We start from the raw sequence: 24,392 nt of genomic DNA, 5'->3' as shown, positions 1-24,392 counted from the left end.
TCTCAGTTCCAGTGTGGCTGATCATCCTCTCAGACCAGCTAGGGATCGTCGCCTTGGTGAGCCGTTACCCCACCAACTAGCTAATCCCACCTGGGCTAATCCTGACGCGAGAGGCCCGAAGGTCCCCCTCTTTGCTCCGAAGAGATTATGCGGTATTAGCCATCGTTTCCAATGGTTATCCCCCACATCAGGGCATATTCCCAGGCATTACTCACCCGTCCGCCGCTCGCCGCCCACAAACGCACCCGAAGGATTGTTTATGTCGCTGCCGCTCGACTTGCATGTGTTAGGCCTGCCGCCAGCGTTCAATCTGAGCCATGATCAAACTCTTCAATTTAAGATTTTGGTCGGCTCAATGAATACTGATTGAGTTTCCATCACTAGAAGCTAGTAACGAGAACTCGAATTGACTGTGCCAAAATAACATAAGCTATTTTGTATTGGTCACTCAGTTCATTGATGCCAAATTTGCTTTCACTTTTAAAAAGTGAAGACAAAAGGTTTGACTAATCATTTCACGAGTGCCCACACAGATTGCATGGTCAAATTGTTAAAGAACAGACTGACTTATCGTTGCTGGCTCAGCGCCTTGCTCCGTGTCAGTGAGGTCGCATTATAGAGACTTCGATCACGTTGGCAAGGGGCTTTTTGAAATAAATCTGTCATTTTAGCTTAAGCGCGCAATTATCGAACAATCACGCACTTTTTGATGCAAATCACACCAGGGCTTCGCTATTCTCATCTATATAAATAAGAAAAGGTCACTGTCATGCCATCTTCATTACGCCCCTATAAGGGAATTTACCCGACACGTGCTAATAATGTGTACGTTGACGACTCAGCAGTGTTAATCGGCGATATTCTATTAGAGGATGACGCCAGCATTTGGCCTTTGGTTGCCGCGCGCGGCGATGTAAACCACATCCGCATTGGTGCCCGTACCAATGTACAAGATGGCTCGGTGTTGCACGTTACTCGTAAATCAGCGGAGACCCCAAATGGCCACCCGTTAATTATAGGCGATGATGTGACAATCGGTCACAAGGCCATGTTGCATGGTTGTCAGGTCGGGAACCGGGTATTAGTCGGCATGGGCGCAATTTTACTCGATGGCGCTGTTATAGAGGATGATGTCATCATCGGAGCGGGAAGTTTAGTGCCGCCAGGGAAGTGCCTGGCTAGCGGTTATTTGTATGTCGGCAGCCCAGTCAAACAAGCCCGTCCCCTCAGTGATAAGGAACGGGCTTTCTTGCCAGCTTCCGCCGACAACTATGTCCGGCTGAAAAACGAATATCTTGCCGAGCAATAGTCAAGATTAGTCAATCTCGATATCCCCACCTTGATTGAACTCTTCATCTTCGATCATCGTCTCTGCCAACTCTTCCAAGTCAAAGCGGTTGGCAGCAAAGACACGAAGGATATCGGCTTCTTCGACCAGCGGTTGCGCCGCTTTTTTCTGAAGCCAGGAAAGACTTACCCAACAAGTAATTAACGCCCCTGCCTGCTGGGCCGGAAAGTTAACCGCTTGTTTTTCGCTGTCCCACAACTGGATATCAGCAAATAATATATCTTGATTCATGTTTATTCCTGCATTGCTCGGCGTAACTCATTTTTCACCTGCTTGGCTCCCGGGCGGATCCCCCGCCACAGCATAAAGCTCTCAGCCGCCTGGCCAACCAGCATACCCAAGCCATCTAATGTCTTGCCGGCGCCCAGATCTCGGGCCCACTGGTTAAAAGCTGTCAGCTTCGGGCCATATACCATGTCATAACAAGTGACAGCTGGCTTAATCAGCGCCTCGGAAATACCGGGAAGCTGGCCGCTAAGTCCCGCGGAGGTTGAATTGATGATCACATCAAAGTTTGGTTCTTCCAGCGCTTCCAGTGCCACGGCATCGATATTGCCATAACCTGAAAACAGCTCGGCCAACTGCTCGGCTTTGGCCAATGTCCGGTTTGTCACGACCAGCTGTTCGGGCTGTTGCGCCAGGATAGGCAAAATCACCCCACGAGCAGCACCACCAGCCCCGATTAACAGAATGCGTTTACCGGCCAGCTCTACTTGGTTTTGCAGCAGATCCTGCACTAAGCCTTCACCATCGGTGTTATCGCCCAGAATCACACCATCATCCAGTTTCTTCAACGTATTCACAGCGCCCGCCAATTTAGCCCGCTCCGTCAGTTGAGAAGCATACTGATAGGCATCTTCTTTAAAGGGAGCAGTAATGTTGCAGCCGCGGCCACCTGAAGCAAAGAAGTCATCAGCAGCAGCCTTAAAACCATCAACAGGTGCAAGCTGTGCGGTATACGTCATGACCTGAGCGGTCTGGCGAGCAAACAAAGTATGAATATAGGGGGATTTACTCTGGGCAATCGGATTGCCGAAAACAACGTACTTATCCATGTGGCTATGCATTCCAAATAAAACAGGGTCGATAAATCGACCCTATCATTGCTATATCACAAGCTCAAACGTTTCGTATCCAGTTACCACTCTCGCGGTTTGAGGTAATGTTGATACAACTCTGCCTCAGGCGTTCCCGGCTCTGGTTCGTAGCAATACTCCCAGCGGGCCAGCGGCGGCATGGACATCAAGATAGACTCTGTCCGGCCACCACTTTGCAGGCCAAACAAGGTACCGCGGTCATACACCAGATTAAATTCGACATAACGCCCACGGCGATAAAGTTGAAAATTACGCTCTCGCTCACCAAACGGGGTAGGGTGGCGCTTTTCAACTATCGGCAGATACGCATCAATATAGCCGTTGCCGACTGCCTGCATATAGCTAAAGCACTTTTCAAACCCCCATTGGTTGAGATCATCAAAGAACAATCCGCCAACACCGCGGGTTTCATTACGGTGAGGCAGGAAGAAGTATCTATCACACCATTCTTTATGCTGCTGATACACATCCTCGCCATAAGGGGCGCACAAGGCTTTTGCAGTATCGTGCCAGTGCTGGCAGTCTTCTTCGAAAGGGTAGAACGGGGTTAAATCAAAGCCACCGCCAAACCACCACACCGGGGCTTCACCTTCCTTTTCGGCGATAAAGAAACGGACATTGGCATGCGAGGTTGGCACATAAGGGTTATTAGAATGGATAACCAGAGATACCCCCATTGCCTCAAAGCTACGCCCCGCCAGTTCCGGCCTGTGGGCCGTAGCCGATGCCGGCATTTTGGTACCGAACACATGAGAGAAGTTGACGCCGGCCTGCTCAAACACCTGCCCCTGGCGCAATACCCGGCTGCGACCACCGCCGCCTTCCTTTCGCTCCCACTGATCCTGTTCGAAAACAGCCGCACCGTCTTGCTGTTCTACAGCCTGACAAATACGGTCCTGCAGATCTAACAGAAACGCCTTTACCGCTTGTTTGCTGACATCTTGCATATTGTTTTTATCCTTGGCGGAAAACTTCCCCTGTCTGGGCGTCACGGATCTCAGAAGGATTTTGTCGTCCTCCTGTCTCCCCTTGTAAAATAGCCGGTAAATACTGGCCTAACTTTTCTTTTACTTCTTCTGCGCTGCGTCCCGGCTCCTGTCCTGTCAGGTTAGCACTGGTTGAGGTCAGCGGCTTACCAAACTGGCGACATAACTGCTGCACCAGCGGATGATCGGTCACCCGAACGGCTATGGTAGAAAACTGGCCGGTAAGAAAACTCGGTACTCCGGCCTTGGTGGGCATCACCCAGGTAACCGGCCCCGGCCAGGAGGATTGAATCCGCTGCATTTGCTCGGCAGTTAGCTGGCTATCATCAACATAAGACTTCAACTGCTCATAGTCGGCAGCAATCAAGATCAGCCCTTTTTCGACCGGGCGTTGTTTCAGTGCCAGAAGCTTCTGTACCGCTTGCTCATTATCGGGGTCGCACCCTACACCAAAAACCGCCTCGGTAGGGTAGGCAACAACCTCACCTTGCTGAAGGGCAGCAACTACTTGCGCTAAATTTTCCACATTATCCTCATTATTGATCCCAGCTGACGCCAGATTTAACCATCTGTTTACCTATTTTACCCACTCCAACCTCGCAACTCCATGCTCGTAACATAATGAGACAAAATCACTGACGCAAACGTTTTCCTTCTGAAAAAATCACCGTATAATGCGCGCAAAAGTATTCACGCCTTCATATTATGCAACCCAAAGGAGATAGGGATGAAAGTTGGGATTATCATGGGCTCCAAGTCTGACTGGCCAACCATGCAGCATGCAGCTGAAATGCTAGATCGCTTCAACGTGCCTTATGAAACCAAAGTGGTTTCTGCTCACCGTACTCCACATCTACTTGCCGAATATGCCGAAACTGCCCACGATCGCGGGATCAAGGTCATTATTGCCGGTGCCGGCGGTGCTGCACACCTTCCCGGCATGACAGCAGCTTTCACTAGCGTACCGGTACTGGGGGTGCCTGTTCAGTCCCGTGCACTCAAAGGGATGGACTCACTACTTTCTATCGTCCAGATGCCAAAAGGCGTTGCAGTCGGTACCCTGGCGATTGGTGATGCCGGTGCGGCGAATGCCGGCCTGTTAGCCGCGCAAATCATTGGCACCCAGGATGCCACAGTGATGGCCGCCGTTGATGCGTTCCGCAAAGAACAAACCGACACGGTGTTGGACAATCCCAATCCAGCAGAGGATGCATAATGAAGGTTTTGGTACTTGGAGCCGGACAACTGGCACGTATGATGGCACTGGCCGGGGCTCCGTTAAATATCGAAGTCTTCGCCTATGATGTCACCAGCGGCCATGTGGTCCATCCGCTGACCCAGCAGTTGATGATGAAGGGGCTGGATACCGCCATCACCTATGCCAATGTCATTACCGCAGAGTTTGAGCATATCCCGCACGATATTCTTGACGCCTGTGCTGCCAGCGGAAAATTTCGACCGACCACCGAGGCCATCAAGGCTGGCGGTGACCGCCGTCTGGAAAAACACCTGCTTGATCGCGCTGGCGTTGCCAATGCAAAGTACCAACTCGTCAACACCCGTGACGATCTAGAGTGTGCCATCGACACGGTCGGACTTCCTATGGTGCTAAAAAGTGCCCTGGGCGGATATGACGGGAAAGGGCAGTGGCGCCTAAAATCCCAGGATGATGTTGAGCCTGTCTGGCAAGAGATAAGCAACTTCCTCGAAGAAACCCCTGATCAGGCGATTGTGGCCGAAGAATTCGTCTCGTTTGACCGCGAAGTCTCGCTGATCGGTGCCCGTGGCAAGAACGGCGAGATCGCCATCTATCCACTGACAGAAAATATTCACAGTAACGGTGTTCTCAGCCTGTCGGTTGCACAAGAAGGAAACCGCGAGCTGCAAGCCCAGGCTGAAACCATGTTCCGGGCACTGGCCGAGTCGCTCGACTACATCGGGGTACTGGCCATTGAGTTCTTTGATGTGGGCGGCAAGCTACTGGTCAATGAAATTGCTCCCAGGGTCCACAACTCCGGACACTGGACCCAACAAGGCGCCGAAACCTGCCAGTTCGAGAACCACCTCAGAGCCGTATGCGACATGCCGCTAGGCGATACAAGCCTGCTGCGCCCAACAGCGATGGTCAATATCCTTGGTGAAGACACGCTGCCGGATACGGTCATGGATCTGCCGCAATGCCATATTCACTGGTACGGCAAAGAAAAACGTCCCGGACGAAAAATGGGCCACATCAATGTCTGCGCCAGCTCCACGGCAGATCTGAAAACCACATTGGAAACTCTCGCCGATCAATTAGATCCCGTCGCTTTTCCTGCTGTTCGCTATTAGGCAGCCGGTACACCCCAATACTAAAAAAGCCAGCATCAGCTGGCTTTTTATATCAATAACCGTTTCTCAATCTTGATAGGCATGACACTTTCTGTCGGCACACTGGTACTTCACACCACTCGCCAGTTTCTTCTCAATCAGCAAGCCAAATCCACAAGCCTGGCATTGACCGGCAACCGGCTTGTTATTCACTGCAAAGCGGCAGCCCGGGTATTGATCACAGGCATAAAACAGTTTTCCGTAGCGAGATTTGCGCTCCATAAGGTGCCCCTTGCCACATAGCGGGCAAGTCAGCTTGGTATCCTCAGCCTTTTTCTCAGGCGATTCGATATGCTGACAGTCCGGATATCCCGCACAGCCAATGAACATGCCATATCGCCCCTGGCGAAGCAGCAATTCGTCACCGCAATCCGGGCAGGGTTTGCCCAAGTATTTCACCACATGACCGTCATTGTGGTTCAGCGACTTGATGTAGTCGCACTCGGGATAACCAGAACACCCGAGAAAAGGACCGCGTTTGCTATTGCGGATAACCAGCTCCGCCCCACACAGGGGACAGCTCTGATCCTGCTCCAAAGCATGCTCATGAGCTGAAAACAATTGATCGTTAATTTTACCAGTCATACAACTCTTTATTCGCCAGCCAGAGAGGAGTCAATTAGTGGATATACCCGTCTTCCGCACCGTATAACAGCTCTTCCATCTGACTATAGGCACTTTCATTGCCAGGCGCATTAAACAGCACCATCAAAATAATCCACTTCAGATCATCTAGGGCAAACTCAGAGGTTTCCAGTTCCATCACACGGTCAATAACCATCTCACGGGTATCGCCACTCAGTACATGGATCTGCTCAAGATAAGTAAGGAAGCCGCGGCAGGTAATATCCAGCCGAGCCATCTCCTGGGCGGTGTATACACGAATAGAAGTGACAGCACTGTTATTCATGTAAGGGGTGTTCTCGGTGTCTTGCAATGCAGCCAGCTTCTCTAACCATGTCAGAGCTTTATAGATATCGTCCTGATGAAAGCCTGCACGCAGAAGTTCGTCTGAAAGTTCGTCCTGATCAACCAGCAACTCCACATCGCTGTGGATATAGGTTTCAAACAGGTACATAAGGATATCCATCATAACTAGCCCCTCCTCGTTCTGATATAGCCACCGGGCACTGTAGTGACAACACCTTGCAATTCTAATTCCAACAATTGCATCATAACTTCATGTACGGGTTGTTTACAGCGTTCAGCAACTACATCTACGGGTGTTGCTTCATTGCCTACGTTAGCCAACACCGATGAAAATGGCAATTCCTCATTTTCAGGTTGCGGTAACGATGAGTCTAACTGGTTATTTTTCACACACTCCGTCAGCGTACCAACCTCTTCAAAAATATCGACCGGGCTTTCTACCAATTTAGCACCAGATTTAATTAATGCATTACATCCTCGGCTTCCCGGTGAATGAATCGACCCGGGAAGGGCAAAAACTTCCCGCCCTTGCTCCAGTGCGTAACGCGCTGTGATTAATGAACCGCTTCTTTCGGCAGCCTCTATCACTAATACGCCAACGGACAACCCGCTGATCACTCGATTGCGCCGGGGAAAATTTTGCGGGCGCGGTTTTTCATCCGGCCAGAACTCCGACACCAAGGCGCCTTGCTCGATAATTTTGCCTGCTAACTCCCGGTGGCGGGCAGGGTAAATCTGTTCAAGTCCCGAGCCCAACACGGCAACTGTCGCCCCACCATTTTTTAATGCTCCGTAGTGCGCCTGCCCATCGACGCCAAGCGCCAGACCGCTGGTGACAACATAATTTGCGGCGACCAGCGATGCAGCAAATTCATAGGCCGATTCACGACCATCAATACTGGCTGAACGACTGCCAATCACGGCTACCTGGGGTTCGTGCAGCCAGTGAGGTTCACCACGAACAAATAATAGGGGAGGGGCTGACGCTATTTCTCTCAACAATGGCGGATAACCGGGCGAGTCCAGCGTCAAGATGGTATGCCGGTCGCATTCGGCCCACTCCAGACAACGTTCAATACGCTGGTACTGCGGCCGGAGCAAACTGGATACCTGCTTAGGCTTGAGTCCGACAGCCTGGAGCTGTTCGGCTGACATCCGGCAAAACTGCTGCGGCGTTGCATGTTGCAATAGCTGACTAATACGATTCCCACCCAGATACGGCACTGCAGCTAGGGTTAGCCAACTCTCGAGATCATTCATCATAGCAGCGCATCGGTAGCAGGCGGCGGTAAGGCCAGTACCGTTGGCACAAAAGGTTCAGTCGCCTTCATGACTACTGCCAGGCTAAAGTGCTCATACGGCCGGATCACCATGACCTCCCCAAGCCCGATCTTGCTCAATGGATACTGATTGCTGATATAACGACTGCTTTTGTACTGATACCCGCCTTTGTCACCTTCCACCACAGCGCCGGACCGATACAGACGGAAAACATGGCCCGCCGAGACGTTATCCAGGTGACCGCGATCGATCACGACAACATCCGAGACGGCAATATAGCTCTGGTTGTCGAAGTGGCCTAACAGCATCGCCCGGATATCCCATGGCGGCTCGGAGGGGGCAAAACTGAGCGAGCCTTGCGTGCCGGACAAAGAAGCTGGCAGCAACACATCATTTTGACGGAGTTCCTGGCGAAATGACTCGAGACGGACCTGGCTGAGCTCCTCTGTTGTTCCAACGACAGTTACCTTGGCAATTTCTTTCAGCCCCCTGACCGGATCGATATCCTCTCCCTGTGATAGCTGCCGGGTAAATACCTTTCCGGGTCGATACACCCACCACTCACCAGGTTCCAACACCGAATCAACCCATATTGTATCGCCGGGTGACATATAACTCTTTTCCTCGCTGTCTCCCAACACTCTCGGCAAGCGCTCGACATCGCCCGAGGTCAACAGCCGGTGTTCGGCCAGATAGGGCAGTAACACCGACGCCTGCAAGGTCGTGATCGGCGATCGTTTGATCCGGATACTCGGCGAGAGCTTGACCAACTTTTTCTTCAGCAGTTGCGGCTGGCCATTGCGCCAGACTAGACGCAGCTGATCTCCGGGATAAATCAAATGCGGATTATCAATATAGGAATTGGCCTGCCATAGCTTGGGCCACAGCCACGGGTTGGCGAGGAAACGGGCAGAGATATCCCATAAGGTATCGCCTTCTTTGACGGTATATTCCGACGGCGCGCTGGCTATTACCTCTGGCTGAGAAGCATTGGCCCAGCTCGACACCGGCAGGATTAGCCCCCAGAGCAACACAAACAGCCTCACGCATTATCCTCCCGAAACATACACTTATAATCACTACCCATTAAAAAGTGGCACCTCTGACAACTGGTGTCTACGGCTGCCAGCAGCAATGGCACTGTTTTTCGGCGCACTTCACTGCCAACGGCCTCGCTTTACACCCGGGCACGCGTGATTGTGCTCCCGGCAGACAGTTTTGCGGAAAGATGAAAGCTCAAGAGTGCAAACATTCGTTGCCAATCAGCAAGACTCGCATCATCTAATCCCGTCAGGTGCTATTATTTGCGCTTTAAAATGACTAGAATTAGAGCAAATAAGCTACGTTAGTTTTCAGCACTGTCTATTTTTACGAGTACCTATGTCTGTATTGCAAGTATTAACATTCCCTGATGAGCGCCTACGCACCGTTGCCAAACCGGTGGAAGCAGTAACACCTGAGACCCAAAAAATTGTCGATGACATGCTGGAAACCATGTACGACGAAGAAGGCATAGGCCTGGCAGCGACTCAGGTTGATATCCATCAGCGTATCGTCGTGATCGATATCTCTGAAGAGCGCAATCAGCCAATGGTACTGATCAATCCTGAGATCACCGAAAAGCGCGGTGAAGACGGGATTGAAGAAGGCTGCCTGTCTGTTCCGGGTGCACGAGCACTTGTGCCGCGTGCCGCGGAAGTATCCGTCAAAGCCCTTGACCGCGACGGTAAAGAATTCACTTTCGACGCTGATGATTTACTCGCTATCTGCGTTCAGCACGAGCTGGATCACCTAGCCGGCAAACTGTTTGTTGACTACCTGTCGCCTCTGAAGCGTCAGCGCATCAAGCAAAAGCTAGAGAAAATTAAGCGTTTCAACGAAAAGAACCAATAATCGAGGTTACCTTGAGCAAACCGTTACGTATTGTATTTGCTGGTACCCCAGACTTCGCCGCCCGTCACCTGGCGGCGTTGTTGTCTTCACAGCATGATGTTATTGCGGTGTACAGCACACCAGACCGCCCAGCGGGGCGTGGTAAGAAACTCACAGCAAGCCCAGTGAAAAATCTGGCGCTTGAGCACGATATTCCAGTTCACCAACCAGAAAACTTCAAGTCAGACGAAGCAAAGCAAGCACTTGCTGATCTCAACGCTGACATCATGGTCGTTGTAGCTTACGGTCTATTGCTACCACAAGCGATACTGGATACCCCGAAGCTGGGTTGTATCAATGTTCACGGTTCAATCTTGCCGCGCTGGCGTGGTGCCGCCCCGATCCAACGCTCAATTTGGGCGGGTGATGCCGAAACTGGCGTAACCATCATGCAGATGGATATCGGTCTTGATACCGGTGATATGTTGAAGATTGCGTCACTGCCAATCGAAGCCAACGATACCAGCGCCACCATGTATGAAAAACTGGCTGAGCTGGGACCAGATGCACTGGTTGACTGTCTGGCCGATATCGCGGCAGGTACCGCCGTACCCGAAAAGCAAAATGATGAGCTGGCCAACTACGCCAAGAAGCTCAGCAAAGAAGAGGCCAAAATCGACTGGTCGATGGACGCAGCTGCTATTGAGCGCTGTATCCGTGCCTTTAATCCTTGGCCGATGAGCTACTTTGCGGTTGCCGAGCAAAATGTCAAAGTGTGGCGAGCCGAAGTTGAAACCGACAACCAGGACAAAGCACCGGGCACCATCCTCAGTGCCGACAAGCAAGGCATCCTGGTTGCGACGGGGGAGGGCGCACTGCGTCTGGTCGAGCTGCAACCTCCGGGCAAAAAAGCCATGAAGGTGCAAGATTTACTCAACTCGCGCCGTGACTGGTTCGAGCCCGGTACCGTACTGTAATAACCCAAGCCAGTGCTTGCACTGGCTTTTCTTTTCCGCCAACGGAATCGAAACTATTCTGCCGCAGACATACCCGGTGAAGCATCGCGGTATGTCGACGGAAACAACTTCAGGAAATACGAATGAATGTAAGAGCCGCTGCAGCCAAGGTGGTCTATCAGGTTGTTGATCAGGGCCAATCCCTTTCTAACGCTCTGCCTGCTGCCCAGCAAGATATCAGAGAACGTGACCATGCCCTGTTACAGGAAATCTGTTATGGCGTACTGCGCTGGCTTCCTCGCCTGGAATCTGTCACCAACCAGCTGATGGACAAACCTCTCAAAGGCAAGCAACGGGTTTTCCATCACCTGATCCTTGTCGGCCTGTACCAGCTCGGTTACATGCGTATTCCGGCCCATGCCGCCGTGGCCGAAACCGTCAATGCCACCAAGAACCTGAAAAAGCCTCAGCTTCGCGGTTTGATCAATGCTGTCCTTCGCAACTACCAGCGCCAGCAAGACAGCCTTGATGAGCAATCACTCAGCCATGATGCCGGCAAATACGGCCACCCAGGCTGGCTGTTAAAACTGCTAAAGCAAAGCTACCCGACACAGTTCGAATCAGTCATTGACGCCAACAACACCAAGGCGCCAATGTGGCTACGCGTCAACCGCCGCCACCACAGCCGTGATGAATATCGCAAGCTCTTGGATGCCGAGGGCATTGCCACCGACCTCCATCCCGAGGCCCAGGATGCCCTTCGCCTACACAGTCCTTGTGATGTCAGCAAACTGCCTGGGTTCGCCGACGGTTGGGTTTCGGTGCAGGATGCAGCGGCCCAGCTGTCTGTCGAATACCTCGCCCCGCAAGCCGGCGAGCTTATCCTAGACTGCTGCGCGGCCCCCGGCGGCAAAACGGCCCATATCATGGAGCGCCAGCCTGAGACTCAGGTCGTTGCTATCGATTGTGACGACAACCGCCTCAAGCGGGTCCATGACAACCTGCAACGCCTGAAACTCGATGCCAAGGTTCTGTGTGCCGATGCCCGCTACCCGGCGCAGTGGTGGCAGGGCGAGCAGTTCGACCGCATTTTGCTGGATGCCCCTTGCTCGGCCACCGGGGTGATCCGACGCCACCCGGACATCAAGTGGCTGCGCCGTGCCGATGATATTGAGGCGCTGGCCCAGCTGCAGGCTGAAATTGTCGATGCCATGTGGCAGCAGCTCAAGCCTGGCGGTACCTTGGTGTATGCGACATGCTCAATTACTCCGCAGGAAAACAGCGAGCAGGTAAAAGCTTTCCTTGGCCGTACCAGTGATGCAGAGCTCATTGACAGCGACCCGGCACAACCCGGTCGCCAGATCCTTCCCGGCGAGCACGATATGGACGGTTTTTACTACGCCGTCATACGTAAAGCCCTAATATAAAAAACTAAGACCTTCGAAATCAGAGGTTATGAATGTAGCCTCTGACAAGAAACGTAGTAATCTAGGCAGAAAAGAATCATCAGGCATATGCTATGAAAATTATCATCCTTGGCGCAGGTCAGGTCGGTGGCACACTGGCGGAAAACCTGGTCGGCGAGAATAACGACATCACCATCGTCGACAAAGATCCCGAGCGTCTTCGAGAATTGCAGGACAAGTACGATCTGCGAGTAGTACAAGGGTTTGCCAGCCACCCCCGTACCTTACGGGAAGCCGGTGCGCAGGATGCCGACATGCTGGTTTCGGTCACCAACTCCGACGAAACCAATATGATTGCCTGCCAGATTGCCTTCACCCTGTTTAACACCCCGAACCGGGTCGCACGTATTCGCTCACCTGAATACCTGAAAGAGAAAGAGCACCTCTTCCAGTCCGACGCCGTGCCTGTCGATCACCTCATCGCTCCGGAAGAGCTGGTCACCGGCTATATCGAACGCCTGATCGAATACCCGGGCGCCCTACAGGTTGTCGGCTTTGCCGAAGACAAGGTCGGCCTGGTTGCCGTCAAGGCCTACTATGGCGGTCCGCTGGTCGGTAATGCCCTGTCGGCCCTGCGCGAACATATGCCGCATGTCGATACCCGTGTCGCCGCCATTTTCCGCCAGGGACGACCAATCCGCCCGCGTGGAACCACCATTATCGAAGCCGATGACGAGGTCTTCTTCGTTGCAGCCAGCAACCATATCCGATCGGTAATGAGTGAGCTGCAGCGACTGGAGAAGCCCTACAAGCGCCTGATGATCGTCGGCGGGGGTAACATCGGTGCCGGTCTGGCCCGCCGCCTGGAGCAGACCTACAGCGTCAAGCTGATCGAGCGTAATCCGGAGCGGGCAGAAAACTTGTCCGAGATGCTGGAAAATACCATTGTCTTCTGTGGTGACGCCTCGGATCAGGAGCTGCTGAGCGAAGAGCATATCGAGCAAATCGATGTCTTCATTGCCGTGACCAACGACGACGAAGCCAACATTATGTCGGCTATGCTGGCCAAGCGGATGGGGGCCAAGAAAGTCATGGTGCTGATTCAGCGCGGGGCCTATGTCGATCTGGTACAGGGCGGTACCATCGATATTGCCATCTCGCCGCAGCAGGCAACCATCTCGGCACTTCTTACCCATGTGCGCAAAGCCGATATTGTCAACGTCTCGTCACTACGCCGCGGTGCGGCTGAAGCCATCGAGGCCATTGCCCACGGTGACTCGAGCACCTCGAAAGTGGTCGGCAAGGCTATCGGCGATATCAAACTGCCACCGGGCACGACCATTGGTGCCGTGGTTCGTGGTGACGAAGTTCTGATCGCCCACGACCGAACCGTTATCGAGCAAGATGATCACGTTGTGATGTTCCTGGTCGACAAGAAATATATTCCAGACGTAGAGCGCCTGTTCCAACCTAGTCCGTTCTTCCTGTAAAAAATTATGGTCAATTACCGTCCCATTTTATTCGTTATAGGGCTGGTCTTATCCAAGATCGCCCTATTCATGTATGTACCCACTCTGGTGGCCTTCTTTACCGGCACCGGTGGTTTCATCGACTTTGCTACTGCCGTCCTGATCACGCACTCGGTAGCTTTCCTGTGCCTGACGTTTGGCCGTACGGCTGAGTTCAAGCTGGGGGTCAGAGAGATGTTCCTGATCACCACCTTCGTGTGGACCATTGCCAGCGCATTCGCCGCACTGCCATTTGTATTCATCAACCATATCAGCTTTACCGATGCCTATTTCGAGACCATGTCGGGGATCACCACCACCGGCTCCACCGTACTCAGCGGGCTCGACAATATGGCCCCGAGTATTCTGCTGTGGCGTTCCACCTTGCAGTGGCTCGGCGGGATCGGGTTTATCGTCATGGGGGTAGCCATCCTGCCGATGCTCAACGTCGGTGGTATGCGGCTGTTCCAGACCGAATCGTCAGACTGGTCGGATAAAAGCTCGCCGCGAACCAAGAGCGTGGCCAAGAATATCGTCAACGTCTACCTGATCCTGACCGGGCTTTGCGTGATCGGCTACCAGCTCACCGGGATGAATACCTTCGATGCCATCAACCACGCTTTTACCACCCTGTCGACCGGCGGCTACTCGACCTCTGACGGCTCGATGAACCACTTTTCCAATAGCGCCCACTGGGTCGCAATCGTGTTCATGTTTGCCGGCGGCCTGCCGTTTTTGCTGTTTGTCCAGGCACTGCGCAAGAAAGAACCGACGGCCTTGCTGAGCGATGCCCAGGTACGTGGCTTCACCCTGCTGGTGTTCTCCGCCGGACTGGCTGTCGCCCTGTGGCTGACCTGGCAGCTCGACTACCGTTTTATCGATGCCTTCAGGGTGTCGCTGTTCAATATTATCTCGGTCGTAACCACAACCGGCTTCGGACTGGAAGACTTTACCGCCTGGGGCCCGTTCCCGACGATTATTTTTGCCTTCATCATGCTGGTAGGCGGCTGTTCCGGCTCAACAGCCGGCGGGGTCAAGATTTTCCGCTTCCAGGTAGCATTTGCCCTGCTGCGCAAGCAGATGATGCAGCTGATCCATCCGTCCGGCGTCTTTATCCAGCGCTATAACGGCCGACCGGTCACAGACGGTATCGTCCGCTCTGTGGTGGCCTTCGCCTTAACCTTCATCATTACCATTGTGATTGTTGCCGCAATCCTTGGCATGATGGGACTCGATGCCATCACCAGTATTACCGGGGCGGTAACCGCAGTCGCCAATGTCGGACCGGGAATGGGAGAGGTCATTGGCCCGACCGGCAATTTTGCAACCTTGCCGGATATGGCCAAATGGATCCTGAGCTTTGGCATGTTGATGGGAAGACTGGAGATCCTGACCGTACTGGTGGTCTTCTTCCCGGCCTTCTGGCGTAACTAATTACACGCAGAAACCAAAAGAGAGCCTAAGGCTCTCTTTTTTCTATCAGCTGTATGCGCCCTAGACTGGCGTCACGTAATAATAGACGGCCAAAAAGTGGCACACCGTTCCGCCCAGCACAAACAGATGCCAAATCGCATGGTTATAGGGCAGGCGATCATTGACGTAAAAGATAACCCCCAGCGAATAGATCACCCCGCCGAGCCCCAGCAGCACCAACCCGCCTGTCGATAGCGACAGCGCCAGCGGGTAAACCGCCACCAGCGCCAGCCATCCCATCACCAGGTAGGTTGCCAGCGACAAACGCTTGAACCGGTAGACAAACGCTATCTTCAGCACAATGCCAGCCAATGCAATGGCCCAGATCACGGCCATCAGGCCAATAGCCAGCGGTGTGCGCAGCGAGATCAGCAGGAAGGGGGTATAGGTACCGGCGATCAGCAAATAAATCGCGCAGTGATCAAAGGTTTTGAGCGCGCGCTTGGCCCGCTCAAACGGAATGGCGTGATACAGCGTCGATGCCAGATAGAGCAAAATCATACTGCCGCCATAGATACTCAGGCTGGTAATGCTCAGCGCATCCGCATTGGCCTCGATGGCCTGGTTGAGCAACAATACCAGGCCCACGATGCCGAAAATCATGCCCAAGCCATGGCTCACGCTGTTTGCCACTTCTTCTGCCACAGAATATCCGGGGTCTGACGCCATACTCTTAGCCATCCGCTGTTGTCCTTACTAGAGTTAAAACTCAATAGATAGCTAGTATGGCACAGTTTAGCTTACAGATGTAAGCTGAAATTTCAATTCAGCCTCGGTCTGACGCAAACCGCCGGGATTAGCCCCAGCGCTCTTGTCAGGTCGCCTGATCAAGATAGTCGAGTATCATCTCTCCTGCCTGTTGCGGACAGGTCGTGGCCGGTACATGGTATTGCCGTTTGAGCTCGCCACGACCGAGGAAACCAGATAGCATGCCGGTCAAACCGTTGAGTCGCCGATCGACTTCGAACCATAGCTGCAGGCCGTCGCTGTCACGGTAGGCAACCACTTCCAGCTCTCGCCAGCGGCCGTGAAACGGGCCGGACACAGGCACAAACTCGAACTCCTGGACAAAAGGCAGCTCAAAGCCATCAGCCGCCTCGCACTCGACCTGCCGGATCCGCAGGCCGGCTTGCTCCAGCGCGGTAAACACGCCGTCCATCAAGGGATCCGGGCGAACCGTCAAGATATCTTTATCCTTGGGATCGAATGCCAGCGGAATATCCAGATGGGTTTCCAGCCAGACCTTGGCATCTCCGATGGTGATAGGGGTATTAAACGGCAGTGCCAGTTCGGCGTCGAACAGGCGTTCCTCACCGGCTTCAATGGTAAACGCCTCGGGCAGAGACCAGGTGGCCAGCGTGCAGGTCTGGCTGACTTTCTCGGTGCGGTGCTGGCTGTCGCCCCGGCTTGATGCCACTTCTTCTTCATAGCGGCAGCACAGGAACAAATGGATATTACTGACCGCCTGCGCAGTCTCTCCGCCATGAACATGGATAGACACAGGCAGGGCTTCTCCGGGGATCAACACATCACGCTGCAAAACAGTATCGACTTTCGCCGCCCCGATCCCAAGGCTGGCGAGACTTTTCCGAAACAAAGACATAACGACTCCTCACTCCTGTAGCAAGCTATGAAACAGGTTTATAGTGCAGCGAATAGCATTATGCTGCAAGGAGTAACCGGAGATAAAACCAGGAACAAAAAGCGGAGCCTGGGCTCCGCTTCAAAAAGTCACTCGGTTTATTTCAGCTTATTTCAGCAATTCGATCGTTGCCTGACGGGCAGCCTCGGGATCCCGGGCCATAATGCCGTCCACTATCCGTTGATGGATGTCCAGTTTAAGCACCCGATCACGGGTGATGATTCTGAAGTAGCTTTCAAATACCGCCTTGAAGAGGTTACCGAACGGACTGATAAAATGATTGCCCGAAGCAAAGTAAATCAGCTGATGATAGCGGGTATCGACTTCAATCCACTTTTCCTGATCAAACGTCTCGCCCAGTTTATACATCTCATCCATTAGCGACTGCAGTTCTTCACGATCCTCATCGCTGGCATGAATGGCCGTCAGTGCCGCAGCCTCCGGCTCCAGGGTCATACGAACCTGCTGGAATTCATTTACCAGTTCCGTGTGATGATCGAAGCTCAGCCAGGCAAGCAAATCCTGATCCAAATAGTTCCAGTTTTTTTTCGGCAGCACCCGGGTGCCTATCCGTGGGCGGGGAAGTACCATCCCCTTGGCCGCCAGCATTTTGATCGCTTCTCGTACTGCTGTCCGGCTCACGCCATACATTTCGCCCAATTCCACTTCTCCCGGCAAAATATCACCAGGAACCGTTTCTCCACGTAAAATCCGCTGGCCAATTGACTCTGCCAGTTTATAAGATAAATTTCGGTTGGTGACCAACCGCTGCTGTTCCCGTTCCATTCAGTCCCTCCCGGGCTATTTTTTATAATAGTTGCCAGCTACGCGCATTAGACCACAAAGCTCCTGCCGAGAAACAGCTTATCTTCACAGATGCCGATTCAACTAACATTTTATTGCTTTAGACCCGCCGAATGCGGCCTGAAGCGCAATTTTCATTGGTTACTTTTCGCTCGACATCACAATAGCTTACTGCTATCCTCCCGGCGAAAAATATTCAACCAGACCAATATTTCCGCACAGGATCGGTTTTGCCAGCAAGAATAACGGCGGAGATATTTCGATTAATTTGGCCACGGATGCGCCTGACAATAGGTGAACCATGCGTCCAGCATCTCCCGTCAGGTATGTAAGTACCCCTCGTAGCCCCTCTCGTTTGCGTGCAACCTCCCATGCGCCGACATTCAAAGCCAGGAAAGCACCACAGCACGTCGCCGAGGTCCATACGATAACGACTGCAGAGCCCGTCATTGCCCAGCGCCGTACTGATAACGAGCAGGCAGCATAGACTCACTGCGTTCAATACCAAAGACAGCCCCCTGTGGCTGTCTTTTCTTTTGGTGCCTGTGTTGCATCCCGTTTGTATCGTTGCCGGGTTTGGGGTAATTTACCCACAATAAAATTATGATTATAGAATCGAAAAAGATTCACTCGGCCTAACTTGTGGAGAAAGAAATGAAAACCCATCGCGTCAACGAACTGATTGAACTATTGCATCCTGAATGGCAGAAAGAACCGGATCTCAACCTGGTCGAGTTTCTGCTCAAACTGGCTGAGGAAGCAAAATATGAGGGCAAGCTGGAAGCGCTTACCGATGATGTACTGATTTACCACCTGAAAATGCGCAACAGTGACAAGCAGGAGATGATCCCGGGCATCGCCAAAGACTGCGAAGACGATTTTAAAACCGCCATCCTGCGCGCACGCGGCATCATCAAGTAACCGAGACGGTTAACCCCAATATTTCCCGGTGGCCGAGCCTGATGCTCCAGCGTTCGGCCATCACAACCCTTCTGTTATACCCCGCCAGCGCCCTATCTGTATCTGTTTCTCAAACTATGACCTTGTTAGAGTTATAACAAAATCGTCTGTAATATAATCAGCTGATAACATCTGTTCGCTAATTACAACATTATCGGTCAGGCAATGTACCTGCCGACGCCCCTAGCTATATTTAAAAATATGGGGTAACCCAAGGAAAGTAATGTCATGAGCCATGAGAAAATCAAAATAAAGGATGTCACACCGCAACAATTCAACCCCAAAACCCACAAAGGCACCTCCGATCGCTTCAACCCGGGTAATCGAATCTATGTCCGGGCCGTAAAGGGGATCTATCAGAAGCTACGCCAGAAAATGGGCTGGCTGCTGATGATCCTGTTTATGGGCATCCCCTGGATCCCCTATGGCGATCGCCAGGCTATCTTGCTGGATATCGGCCAGCAGCAGTTTAACTTCTTCGGCACCACACTGTGGCCACAGGATCTCACCCTGCTGGCAACCCTGTTTATGATCGCGGCCTTCGCCCTGTTTTTTGTAACCACCTTTTTGGGCCGGGTCTGGTGTGGCTATTTCTGTCCGCAAACCGTCTGGACCTTCATCTACATCTGGTTCGAGGAAAAGCTTGAAGGGCCGGCCAACAAAAGGCGCAAGCAGGACAGCATGAAGCCGACCGGCAAGCTACTGGGCAAAAAAGTCCTCAAGCATGTCGCCTGGCTGGCAGTAGCCCTTGCCACCGGCCTGACCTTTGTCGGTTACTTTTTCCCGGTCAAGACACTGGTGGTTGATTTCTTTACCTTCAATGCCAGCTTTTGGGCAGGTTTCTGGGTACTGTTTTTTACGGTCTGTACCTATGCCAATGCCGGCTGGATGCGCTCGATTGTCTGCATCCACATGTGTCCGTACGCCCGCTTCCAGTCGGCGATGTTCGACAAGGACACCTATATTGTCGGCTATAACACCGAGCGCGGCGAAGCCCGCGGTCCCCGTCCGCGCAAGAAAGATCCCAAGGAGCTCGGCCTCGGTGACTGTATCGACTGTAACCTGTGTGTCCAGGTATGCCCGACCGGCATTGATATCCGTGACGGGCTGCAATACGAATGCATCAACTGCGGCGCCTGCGTCGATGCCTGTGATGAAACCATGGACCGCATGGGTTACGAAAAGCGCCTTATCAGCTATACCACCGAGCACAAGCTTGAAGGGCACACAACCCATATTATGCGACCAAAGCTCATCGGCTACGGCGCGGTGATGATCGCCATGGTCGGGTTGTTTTTCTTCCTGCTTGCCTCGGTACAGCCAATGGGACTGGACGTGATCCGCGATCGCAACCAGCTGTTCAGGGTCAACACCGAAGGATTGGTTGAAAATACCTATACCCTGAAGATCCTCAACAAGACCCAGCAGCAGGCCGTCTACACCCTGAGCGTCAAGGGCATTGAAGAGATTGAATGGTACGGCCAGCAGCAGGTAACTGTCGAGGCGGGTGAAGTCTTCACCCTACCGGTCAGCCTGGGGGTTGACCCCTACCTGTTGCAGTCGCCGATTGCCGACATCACCTTTATCATGGAGCGGGGAGAGGGTGAAGATAAAATAGAACTTCAGACCGAAAGCCGCTTTATCGGTGAGTTACGCTAACCTCGAGCAAAGAAAAGCAAAGTAATGTAAAGAAGGGCCGCTGACGGCCCTTTTTTATTATGATGCTATCGCCAAGTAATTCTCGCCGGAGCGAGCATCTTAAACTCGCTTGGGTATATACTGACAGGCTCTGATACTGGCCGCGGAATATTTCATATGACACAACAAGATGGTTTTAGCTTTTCTGATTTGACGCCCGAGCTACTGCTCGATGCACTCGACAGCATAGGAGTCCGTGCCGAGTCAGGTCTGCTTCCCCTTAATAGCTATGAAAACCGGGTCTACCAGTTCAGTGCCGAAGACGGTGCCCGCTACGTTGCCAAGTTCTACCGTCCGCAGCGCTGGAGTAATGAGCAAATCCAGGAAGAGCATGACTTTACCCATGAACTGCTCGAGCAGGAGATACCGGTTGCCGCGCCAATCGCCTTTGAAGGCCATACCCTGCAGCATTTCGGTGAGCACCGCCTGGCACTCTTTCCCAGCATGGGCGGACGCCAGTTCGAGGTCGATAACTTTGACCAGCTGGAATGGGTCGGGCGCTACCTCGGCCGCATTCACCAGGTAGGCCGGCGACAGCCTTTTGCACACCGTCCGACCATCGGATTGGATGAATACCTTCATCAGCCACGACAGCTGCTTGAGCAAGCCGATTTCATCCCCGACCACCTGAAGACAGTTTTCTTTGCCGATCTCGACCTCCTTATTCGAGAGCTGGAGCAGCACTGGCACACCGACTGGCAGTCACTGCGCCTGCATGGCGACTGTCACCCCGGCAATATCCTCTGGCGTGACGGCCCGTTATTTGTCGACCTGGACGACGCCCGCAACGGCCCTGCCATACAGGATCTCTGGATGATGCTCAACGGCGATCGCCATGACCAGCTCGCCCAGCTCGATACTATACTGGAGGCGTACAGCGAGTTTGCGGACTTCAATCAGAAAGAATTGCAACTAATTGAGCCTTTGCGCGGTCTTAGAATGGTGCACTATATGGCTTGGCTCGCCAAACGCTGGCAGGATCCGGCCTTCCCCCGTGCCTTCCCCTGGTTTGCCGATAACAAATACTGGGAAGGACAGGTGTTGGCGTTCAAAGAACAACTCGCCGCTTTAAACGAACCACCATTGCAGCTGATGCCGCAGTGGTAAGAAAACGAAAACACAAATGGAACAATAACCTTGGTTATTTCAGTCCTTTTTAAGGGAGTACCTCGCAACATGTTTAAGAAACTACTCGCGCTGGCAAGCGTCGCTTTACTGTCTTTCTCTGTTCAGGCAGCTAAATTCACAGAAGGTGATTACTACAAAGTGCTGGATCTGCCGCAGTCCACCAGCCCGGTTGTCACTGAGTATTTCTCATTTTTCTGTCCGCACTGTAATAGCTTTGAGCCAATGATCCAGCAGCTGAAGAAAACCCTGCCGGACAATGCCAAGCTGCAGAAAAACCATGTCTCTTTCATGGGTGGTTCCATGGGGCCATCAATGAGCAAGGCCTATGCCACTTCCGTGGTCCTTAATGTCGAGGACAAAATGGTGCCGGTCCTGTTCAACCGTGTCCATGGAATGCAAAAACCACCTCGCAATGACCAAGAGCTACGCCAGATCTTCATCGACGAGGGGATCAGTGCCGATGACTTCGATGGTGCCTTCAACAGCTTTGCCGTCAACTCTATGGTTAACCGAGCCAACAAAGCCTTCCAGGACAGCGGCCTGACCGGTGTACCAGCCGTTATCGTTAACAACAAGTACCTGGTACAGACAGGCAAAGTTAAATCGGCCGACGAGTACTTCGAGCTGGTTAACTTCCTATTGAAAAAATAACCCGTTACACTTGAAAAGAAGGGCCGCTTGGCCCTTCTTTTTTTGGAGACCAGGGAAGAGAGCGTGCAAAAAATCCTGATCAGTGCCTGCCTGTACGGCCATGCCGTACGGTATGACGGTAATGACAACCTCGTTACCCATCCGCTTCTTGATAAGTGGAGAAAACAGGGGCGGCTAGTCGTCCTCTGCCCCGAGATCAGCGGCGGGCTGCCAACACCACGACCGCCAGCCGAAATCCAGACCGACGGCAACGTCGCCACCATCACAGGCGATGATGCGACAGCCGCGTTTCAGGCCGGCGCCCAGGCAGCCGTTGCACTTTGCCAGCAACACAATATCCACCTTGCGCTGCTGAAGGAAAACAGCCCTTCCTGCGGCAGTCACTTTATCTATAACGGCCAGTTTGACGGCACCAGGATCACCGGACAGGGGCTGGCAGCGGCGGCCCTCACCGCACACGGCATCAAAGTATTTAGCGAATATCAGCTTGACGAGCTAGAGTGCGCCCTCAACAGCCTCGAAGATAAAGCCTAAAGCCGAGCAAGCCTCAGCCACTAGACAACCTGCGCCGTCAGTTGCTTCAACAGCCGATCCATCGCCCGGTAGCCCAGCGCCTCGGCCAGATGTCCCCGCTCTATCTGCACGCAGCCAGCCAGATCGGCAATGGTCCGAGCAACCTTGATGATCCTGTGATAGGCACGAATAGACAGCCCAAGCTGATGTAGGGCCGTCTCGAGAAACTCGGCATCGGCTTTGGCAAGTACGCAGTGTCGGTCCAGCTCCCGGGTCGACAGCAGTGCATTGACCTTGCCGGAGCGTACCAGCATCTCTTCTCTGGCCTGCCAAACCCGCTTTTTGACGTCTGCCGTCGGTTCACCCCGATCGCCACCTTCGGCCAATGTGCCGCGCGGCAGGGCCGGGATTTCAATCGACATATCAAAACGGTCGAGCAACGGGCCGGAGAGACGCCCGAGATAGCGCAGGATGGCCTGCGGATTGGTTCGGGCCTGGTTTCCCTCGTAATACCCGGTCGGACTCGGATTCAGCGCCCCAATCAACTGAAAGCGTGCCGGAAAGCAGGTCTTGCTGGTCGCACGCGATATCACGATTTCCCCCGATTCTAGCGGCTCGCGCAGTGAGTCCAGCACCTTGCGCTCGAACTCCGGCATCTCATCCAAGAACAAGATCCCGTTATGGGCCAGAGAGATTTCACCCGGCCTCGGCACCGAGCCGCCACCGACCAGCGCAGCCATCGAGCTGGAATGGTGCGGAGTCCGAAACGGCCGGGTGCGCCAGTTACCCTCATGCAATGCCTGCTGGGTCAGCGATGCCACCGCCGCAGTTTCCAGCGCCTCATCGACAGTCATCTCCGGCAGCAAGTCACACAACCGCGAAGCCAGCATCGTTTTACCGGTACCGGGAGGGCCTAGAAACAACAAGTTATGGCCTCCGGCAGCAGCAATCTCCAGCGCCCGCTTGCCCTGTTGCTGGCCAATGATATCTTGCATGTCACGGCCAGAAGAGATTGGCGCTGGCGCATTTTTCGCCTCGCTGCGAACGCGCAGTTCCAGCTGGTGCTGCCCACATAACTGCCCGCAGACGGCCAGCAAATCCGGCGCCGATTTATGAATATGTCTACCCACCAGAGCTACCTGATCCCCGTTACTGTCGGGCACCACCAGGCAACGGCCAGCCTGCTTCGCCGCCAGAGCAGCAGGCAAGGTTCCCTTGACATGACGTAGCTCGCCAGAAAGCGCCAACTCGCCTAAAAATTCATAACTTTGCAGGCTATCTGCCGGTATTTGTTCAGAAGCAGCCAGGATCCCCAAGGCTATCGGCAAGTCAAAACGCCCGCCTTCCTTGGGCAGATCGGCCGGTGCCAGATTCACCGTAATACGCCGGGAGGGAAACTCGAAATTGGCATTAACAATCGCACTGCGTACCCGATCCCGAGCTTCCTTGACCGTCGTTTCCGGCAACCCGACCAACGTCAGCGCCGGCATCCCGTTACTGATATGCACTTCAACCGTTACTGGCGGTGCATCAACACCGACGCAGGCACGGCTATGGACAATCGCAAGAGTCATGATCTCTTTCCCCGGTGAAATATCACCCATTTAAGTTAATAAAAATAAGAAATTCCGTTTCACAAATAGCCTATTTATGCACAAAGATTGCTAATTAATTTTCACTTTTTACTTGTCATGCGACAGATGTCTGTGTTACCACTTAGGAAGAGCAACAAATAAACAATAAAACTGGACAGACAGTAGATGCCATTT

At 53.1% G+C, this 24,392-nt stretch carries 26 protein-coding genes and 1 rRNA gene; 13 read left to right on the top strand and 14 right to left on the bottom strand.

Annotation, left to right across the window (positions count from 1 at the left end):
• A 16S ribosomal RNA gene (locus L4D19_RS26485) occupies positions 1 to 337 on the bottom strand; the annotation flags it as partial.
• Between the two features lie 432 nt (positions 338 to 769).
• Here L4D19_RS26485 and L4D19_RS26480 point away from each other — a divergent pair.
• Positions 770 to 1,309 carry a gamma carbonic anhydrase family protein gene (locus tag L4D19_RS26480; RefSeq protein ID WP_428454899.1) on the top strand — a complete coding sequence of 180 codons (540 nt, stop codon included), beginning with the start codon at positions 770 to 772 and terminating at the stop codon, positions 1,307 to 1,309.
• Positions 1,310 to 1,315: 6 nt separating this feature from the next.
• On the opposite strand, the gene L4D19_RS26475 is transcribed toward L4D19_RS26480, so the two are convergent.
• The 4 genes from L4D19_RS26475 to tsaC form a co-directional block, all read right to left on the bottom strand.
• Positions 1,316 to 1,579 carry a DUF1488 family protein gene (locus tag L4D19_RS26475; RefSeq protein WP_428454898.1) on the bottom strand — a complete coding sequence of 88 codons (264 nt, stop codon included), beginning with the start codon at positions 1,577 to 1,579 and terminating at the stop codon, positions 1,316 to 1,318.
• A gap of 2 nt (positions 1,580 to 1,581) precedes the next feature.
• Entirely contained in the window at positions 1,582 to 2,415 is an 834-nt protein-coding gene (gene aroE / locus L4D19_RS26470; RefSeq protein ID WP_428454897.1) for a shikimate dehydrogenase, read from the bottom strand.
• Between the two features lie 71 nt (positions 2,416 to 2,486).
• The gene (hemF, locus tag L4D19_RS26465; protein ID WP_428454896.1) at positions 2,487 to 3,392 is read right to left on the bottom strand and encodes an oxygen-dependent coproporphyrinogen oxidase; all 906 of its coding nucleotides are present in this window, start codon (positions 3,390 to 3,392) and stop codon (positions 2,487 to 2,489) included.
• A 7-nt stretch (positions 3,393 to 3,399) separates the two neighbouring features.
• On the bottom strand, positions 3,400 to 3,957 hold the full coding sequence (gene tsaC, locus L4D19_RS26460) for an L-threonylcarbamoyladenylate synthase type 1 TsaC (RefSeq protein ID WP_489685922.1): 558 nt from the start codon (positions 3,955 to 3,957) through the stop codon (positions 3,400 to 3,402).
• A 201-nt stretch (positions 3,958 to 4,158) separates the two neighbouring features.
• Here tsaC and purE point away from each other — a divergent pair, with 201 nt between their 5' ends.
• Together purE and L4D19_RS26450 are read left to right on the top strand one after the other, a co-directional pair.
• The gene (gene purE, locus L4D19_RS26455; RefSeq protein ID WP_428454895.1) at positions 4,159 to 4,647 is read left to right on the top strand and encodes a 5-(carboxyamino)imidazole ribonucleotide mutase; all 489 of its coding nucleotides are present in this window, start codon (positions 4,159 to 4,161) and stop codon (positions 4,645 to 4,647) included.
• Positions 4,647 to 5,762, top strand: coding sequence for a 5-(carboxyamino)imidazole ribonucleotide synthase (locus L4D19_RS26450; RefSeq protein ID WP_428454894.1), 1,116 nt, complete (start codon positions 4,647 to 4,649; stop codon positions 5,760 to 5,762). Before purE ends, L4D19_RS26450 begins: the two co-directional genes overlap by 1 nt.
• Positions 5,763 to 5,828: 66 nt before the next feature.
• Here L4D19_RS26450 and L4D19_RS26445 read toward each other — a convergent pair whose 3' ends face one another.
• Genes L4D19_RS26445 through L4D19_RS26430 form a run of 4 tightly spaced genes read right to left on the bottom strand, consistent with a single transcriptional unit; the run spans position 5,829 to position 9,058 of the window.
• The gene (locus tag L4D19_RS26445) at positions 5,829 to 6,386 is read right to left on the bottom strand and encodes a DNA topoisomerase family protein (RefSeq protein WP_428454893.1); all 558 of its coding nucleotides are present in this window, start codon (positions 6,384 to 6,386) and stop codon (positions 5,829 to 5,831) included.
• 34 nt (positions 6,387 to 6,420) lie between these two features.
• Entirely contained in the window at positions 6,421 to 6,894 is a 474-nt protein-coding gene (locus tag L4D19_RS26440; protein WP_075761983.1) for a DUF494 family protein, read from the bottom strand.
• 2 nt (positions 6,895 to 6,896) lie between these two features.
• Entirely contained in the window at positions 6,897 to 7,994 is a 1,098-nt protein-coding gene (dprA, locus tag L4D19_RS26435; RefSeq protein WP_428454892.1) for a DNA-processing protein DprA, read from the bottom strand.
• Positions 7,991 to 9,058 (bottom strand): LysM peptidoglycan-binding domain-containing protein, encoded by a 1,068-nt coding sequence (locus tag L4D19_RS26430; protein WP_428454891.1) that lies wholly within the window; start codon positions 9,056 to 9,058, stop codon positions 7,991 to 7,993. The genes dprA and L4D19_RS26430 overlap by 4 nt, the downstream gene beginning before the upstream one ends.
• 334 nt (positions 9,059 to 9,392) lie before the next feature.
• Between L4D19_RS26430 and def the strand changes: the two genes are divergently transcribed.
• From def to L4D19_RS26405, 5 genes are all read left to right on the top strand, one after another.
• Positions 9,393 to 9,905: a peptide deformylase gene (def, locus tag L4D19_RS26425; protein ID WP_428454890.1), complete on the top strand. Its 513-nt coding sequence runs from the start codon at positions 9,393 to 9,395 to the stop codon at positions 9,903 to 9,905.
• A gap of 11 nt (positions 9,906 to 9,916) precedes the next feature.
• Positions 9,917 to 10,861 (top strand): methionyl-tRNA formyltransferase, encoded by a 945-nt coding sequence (fmt, locus tag L4D19_RS26420; protein ID WP_428454889.1) that lies wholly within the window; start codon positions 9,917 to 9,919, stop codon positions 10,859 to 10,861.
• Between the two features lie 116 nt (positions 10,862 to 10,977).
• Complete coding sequence (gene rsmB, locus L4D19_RS26415; RefSeq protein WP_428454901.1) at positions 10,978 to 12,267, top strand: 16S rRNA (cytosine(967)-C(5))-methyltransferase RsmB; 1,290 nt, start codon at positions 10,978 to 10,980, stop codon at positions 12,265 to 12,267.
• A 92-nt stretch (positions 12,268 to 12,359) separates the two neighbouring features.
• Positions 12,360 to 13,736, top strand: a complete 1,377-nt coding sequence (gene trkA / locus L4D19_RS26410; protein WP_075761989.1) for a Trk system potassium transporter TrkA — start codon at positions 12,360 to 12,362, stop codon at positions 13,734 to 13,736.
• Between the two features lie 6 nt (positions 13,737 to 13,742).
• Entirely contained in the window at positions 13,743 to 15,188 is a 1,446-nt protein-coding gene (locus L4D19_RS26405) for a TrkH family potassium uptake protein (protein ID WP_428454888.1), read from the top strand.
• Positions 15,189 to 15,248: 60 nt separating this feature from the next.
• On the opposite strand, the gene trhA is transcribed toward L4D19_RS26405, so the two are convergent.
• The 4 genes from trhA to L4D19_RS26385 form a co-directional block, all read right to left on the bottom strand.
• Positions 15,249 to 15,908 carry a PAQR family membrane homeostasis protein TrhA gene (gene trhA / locus L4D19_RS26400; RefSeq protein WP_428454887.1) on the bottom strand — a complete coding sequence of 220 codons (660 nt, stop codon included), beginning with the start codon at positions 15,906 to 15,908 and terminating at the stop codon, positions 15,249 to 15,251.
• 133 nt (positions 15,909 to 16,041) lie between these two features.
• Positions 16,042 to 16,830, bottom strand: a complete 789-nt coding sequence (locus L4D19_RS26395; RefSeq protein ID WP_428454886.1) for a sporulation protein — start codon at positions 16,828 to 16,830, stop codon at positions 16,042 to 16,044.
• Positions 16,831 to 16,977: 147 nt separating this feature from the next.
• Positions 16,978 to 17,655: a FadR/GntR family transcriptional regulator gene (locus L4D19_RS26390; RefSeq protein ID WP_160656594.1), complete on the bottom strand. Its 678-nt coding sequence runs from the start codon at positions 17,653 to 17,655 to the stop codon at positions 16,978 to 16,980.
• A gap of 192 nt (positions 17,656 to 17,847) precedes the next feature.
• Positions 17,848 to 18,123, bottom strand: a complete 276-nt coding sequence (locus L4D19_RS26385) for a hypothetical protein (RefSeq protein WP_428454885.1) — start codon at positions 18,121 to 18,123, stop codon at positions 17,848 to 17,850.
• A gap of 204 nt (positions 18,124 to 18,327) precedes the next feature.
• Here L4D19_RS26385 and L4D19_RS26380 point away from each other — a divergent pair, with 204 nt between their 5' ends.
• The 5 genes from L4D19_RS26380 to L4D19_RS26360 all read left to right on the top strand — a co-directional run bounded on the left by L4D19_RS26380 (position 18,328) and on the right by L4D19_RS26360 (position 22,644).
• Positions 18,328 to 18,594 (top strand): YihD family protein, encoded by a 267-nt coding sequence (locus tag L4D19_RS26380; RefSeq protein WP_239409833.1) that lies wholly within the window; start codon positions 18,328 to 18,330, stop codon positions 18,592 to 18,594.
• 267 nt (positions 18,595 to 18,861) lie between these two features.
• A complete protein-coding gene (gene ccoG, locus L4D19_RS26375; protein ID WP_428454884.1) occupies positions 18,862 to 20,292 on the top strand; it encodes a cytochrome c oxidase accessory protein CcoG in 1,431 nt (476 codons plus the stop codon).
• A 156-nt stretch (positions 20,293 to 20,448) separates the two neighbouring features.
• Positions 20,449 to 21,438: a serine/threonine protein kinase gene (locus L4D19_RS26370; RefSeq protein ID WP_428454883.1), complete on the top strand. Its 990-nt coding sequence runs from the start codon at positions 20,449 to 20,451 to the stop codon at positions 21,436 to 21,438.
• A gap of 69 nt (positions 21,439 to 21,507) precedes the next feature.
• Entirely contained in the window at positions 21,508 to 22,110 is a 603-nt protein-coding gene (locus L4D19_RS26365) for a thiol:disulfide interchange protein DsbA/DsbL (protein WP_160656609.1), read from the top strand.
• Between the two features lie 63 nt (positions 22,111 to 22,173).
• Complete coding sequence (locus L4D19_RS26360; RefSeq protein WP_428454882.1) at positions 22,174 to 22,644, top strand: 2-thiouracil desulfurase family protein; 471 nt, start codon at positions 22,174 to 22,176, stop codon at positions 22,642 to 22,644.
• Positions 22,645 to 22,664: 20 nt separating this feature from the next.
• Here the strand turns inward: L4D19_RS26360 and L4D19_RS26355 are convergent, their stop codons facing one another.
• A complete protein-coding gene (locus L4D19_RS26355; RefSeq protein ID WP_428454881.1) occupies positions 22,665 to 24,197 on the bottom strand; it encodes a YifB family Mg chelatase-like AAA ATPase in 1,533 nt (510 codons plus the stop codon).
• Positions 24,198 to 24,392 lie beyond the last annotated feature (195 nt).

Origin of the sequence: Photobacterium kasasachensis (assembly GCF_050336885.1) — a bacterium.
In the GTDB taxonomy this organism is placed as follows: Bacteria; Pseudomonadota; Gammaproteobacteria; order Enterobacterales; family Vibrionaceae; genus Photobacterium; species Photobacterium kasasachensis.
This window is presented reverse-complemented; position numbering and strand designations above follow the sequence as displayed.

Excerpts from the sequence above, each read along its gene's own strand:
- L4D19_RS26385 (WP_428454885.1), bottom strand. The coding sequence starts at position 18,123 with ATGACGGGCTCTGCAGTCGTTATCGTATGGACCTCGGCGACGTGCTGT.
- L4D19_RS26395 (WP_428454886.1), bottom strand. The coding sequence starts at position 16,830 with ATGTCTTTGTTTCGGAAAAGTCTCGCCAGCCTTGGGATCGGGGCGGCG.
- L4D19_RS26445 (WP_428454893.1), bottom strand. The coding sequence starts at position 6,386 with ATGACTGGTAAAATTAACGATCAATTGTTTTCAGCTCATGAGCATGCT.
- trhA (WP_428454887.1), bottom strand. The coding sequence starts at position 15,908 with ATGGCTAAGAGTATGGCGTCAGACCCCGGATATTCTGTGGCAGAAGAA.
- L4D19_RS26440 (WP_075761983.1), bottom strand. The coding sequence starts at position 6,894 with ATGATGGATATCCTTATGTACCTGTTTGAAACCTATATCCACAGCGAT.
- L4D19_RS26380 (WP_239409833.1), top strand. The coding sequence starts at position 18,328 with ATGAAAACCCATCGCGTCAACGAACTGATTGAACTATTGCATCCTGAA.
- purE (WP_428454895.1), top strand. The coding sequence starts at position 4,159 with ATGAAAGTTGGGATTATCATGGGCTCCAAGTCTGACTGGCCAACCATG.
- L4D19_RS26390 (WP_160656594.1), bottom strand. The coding sequence starts at position 17,655 with ATGGAACGGGAACAGCAGCGGTTGGTCACCAACCGAAATTTATCTTAT.
- L4D19_RS26365 (WP_160656609.1), top strand. The coding sequence starts at position 21,508 with ATGTTTAAGAAACTACTCGCGCTGGCAAGCGTCGCTTTACTGTCTTTC.
- def (WP_428454890.1), top strand. The coding sequence starts at position 9,393 with ATGTCTGTATTGCAAGTATTAACATTCCCTGATGAGCGCCTACGCACC.
- hemF (WP_428454896.1), bottom strand. The coding sequence starts at position 3,392 with ATGCAAGATGTCAGCAAACAAGCGGTAAAGGCGTTTCTGTTAGATCTG.
- L4D19_RS26405 (WP_428454888.1), top strand. The coding sequence starts at position 13,743 with ATGGTCAATTACCGTCCCATTTTATTCGTTATAGGGCTGGTCTTATCC.
- L4D19_RS26480 (WP_428454899.1), top strand. The coding sequence starts at position 770 with ATGCCATCTTCATTACGCCCCTATAAGGGAATTTACCCGACACGTGCT.
- ccoG (WP_428454884.1), top strand. The coding sequence starts at position 18,862 with ATGAGCCATGAGAAAATCAAAATAAAGGATGTCACACCGCAACAATTC.
- dprA (WP_428454892.1), bottom strand. The coding sequence starts at position 7,994 with ATGATGAATGATCTCGAGAGTTGGCTAACCCTAGCTGCAGTGCCGTAT.
- L4D19_RS26450 (WP_428454894.1), top strand. The coding sequence starts at position 4,647 with ATGAAGGTTTTGGTACTTGGAGCCGGACAACTGGCACGTATGATGGCA.
- L4D19_RS26370 (WP_428454883.1), top strand. The coding sequence starts at position 20,449 with ATGACACAACAAGATGGTTTTAGCTTTTCTGATTTGACGCCCGAGCTA.
- trkA (WP_075761989.1), top strand. The coding sequence starts at position 12,360 with ATGAAAATTATCATCCTTGGCGCAGGTCAGGTCGGTGGCACACTGGCG.
- L4D19_RS26355 (WP_428454881.1), bottom strand. The coding sequence starts at position 24,197 with ATGACTCTTGCGATTGTCCATAGCCGTGCCTGCGTCGGTGTTGATGCA.
- L4D19_RS26475 (WP_428454898.1), bottom strand. The coding sequence starts at position 1,579 with ATGAATCAAGATATATTATTTGCTGATATCCAGTTGTGGGACAGCGAA.
- aroE (WP_428454897.1), bottom strand. The coding sequence starts at position 2,415 with ATGCATAGCCACATGGATAAGTACGTTGTTTTCGGCAATCCGATTGCC.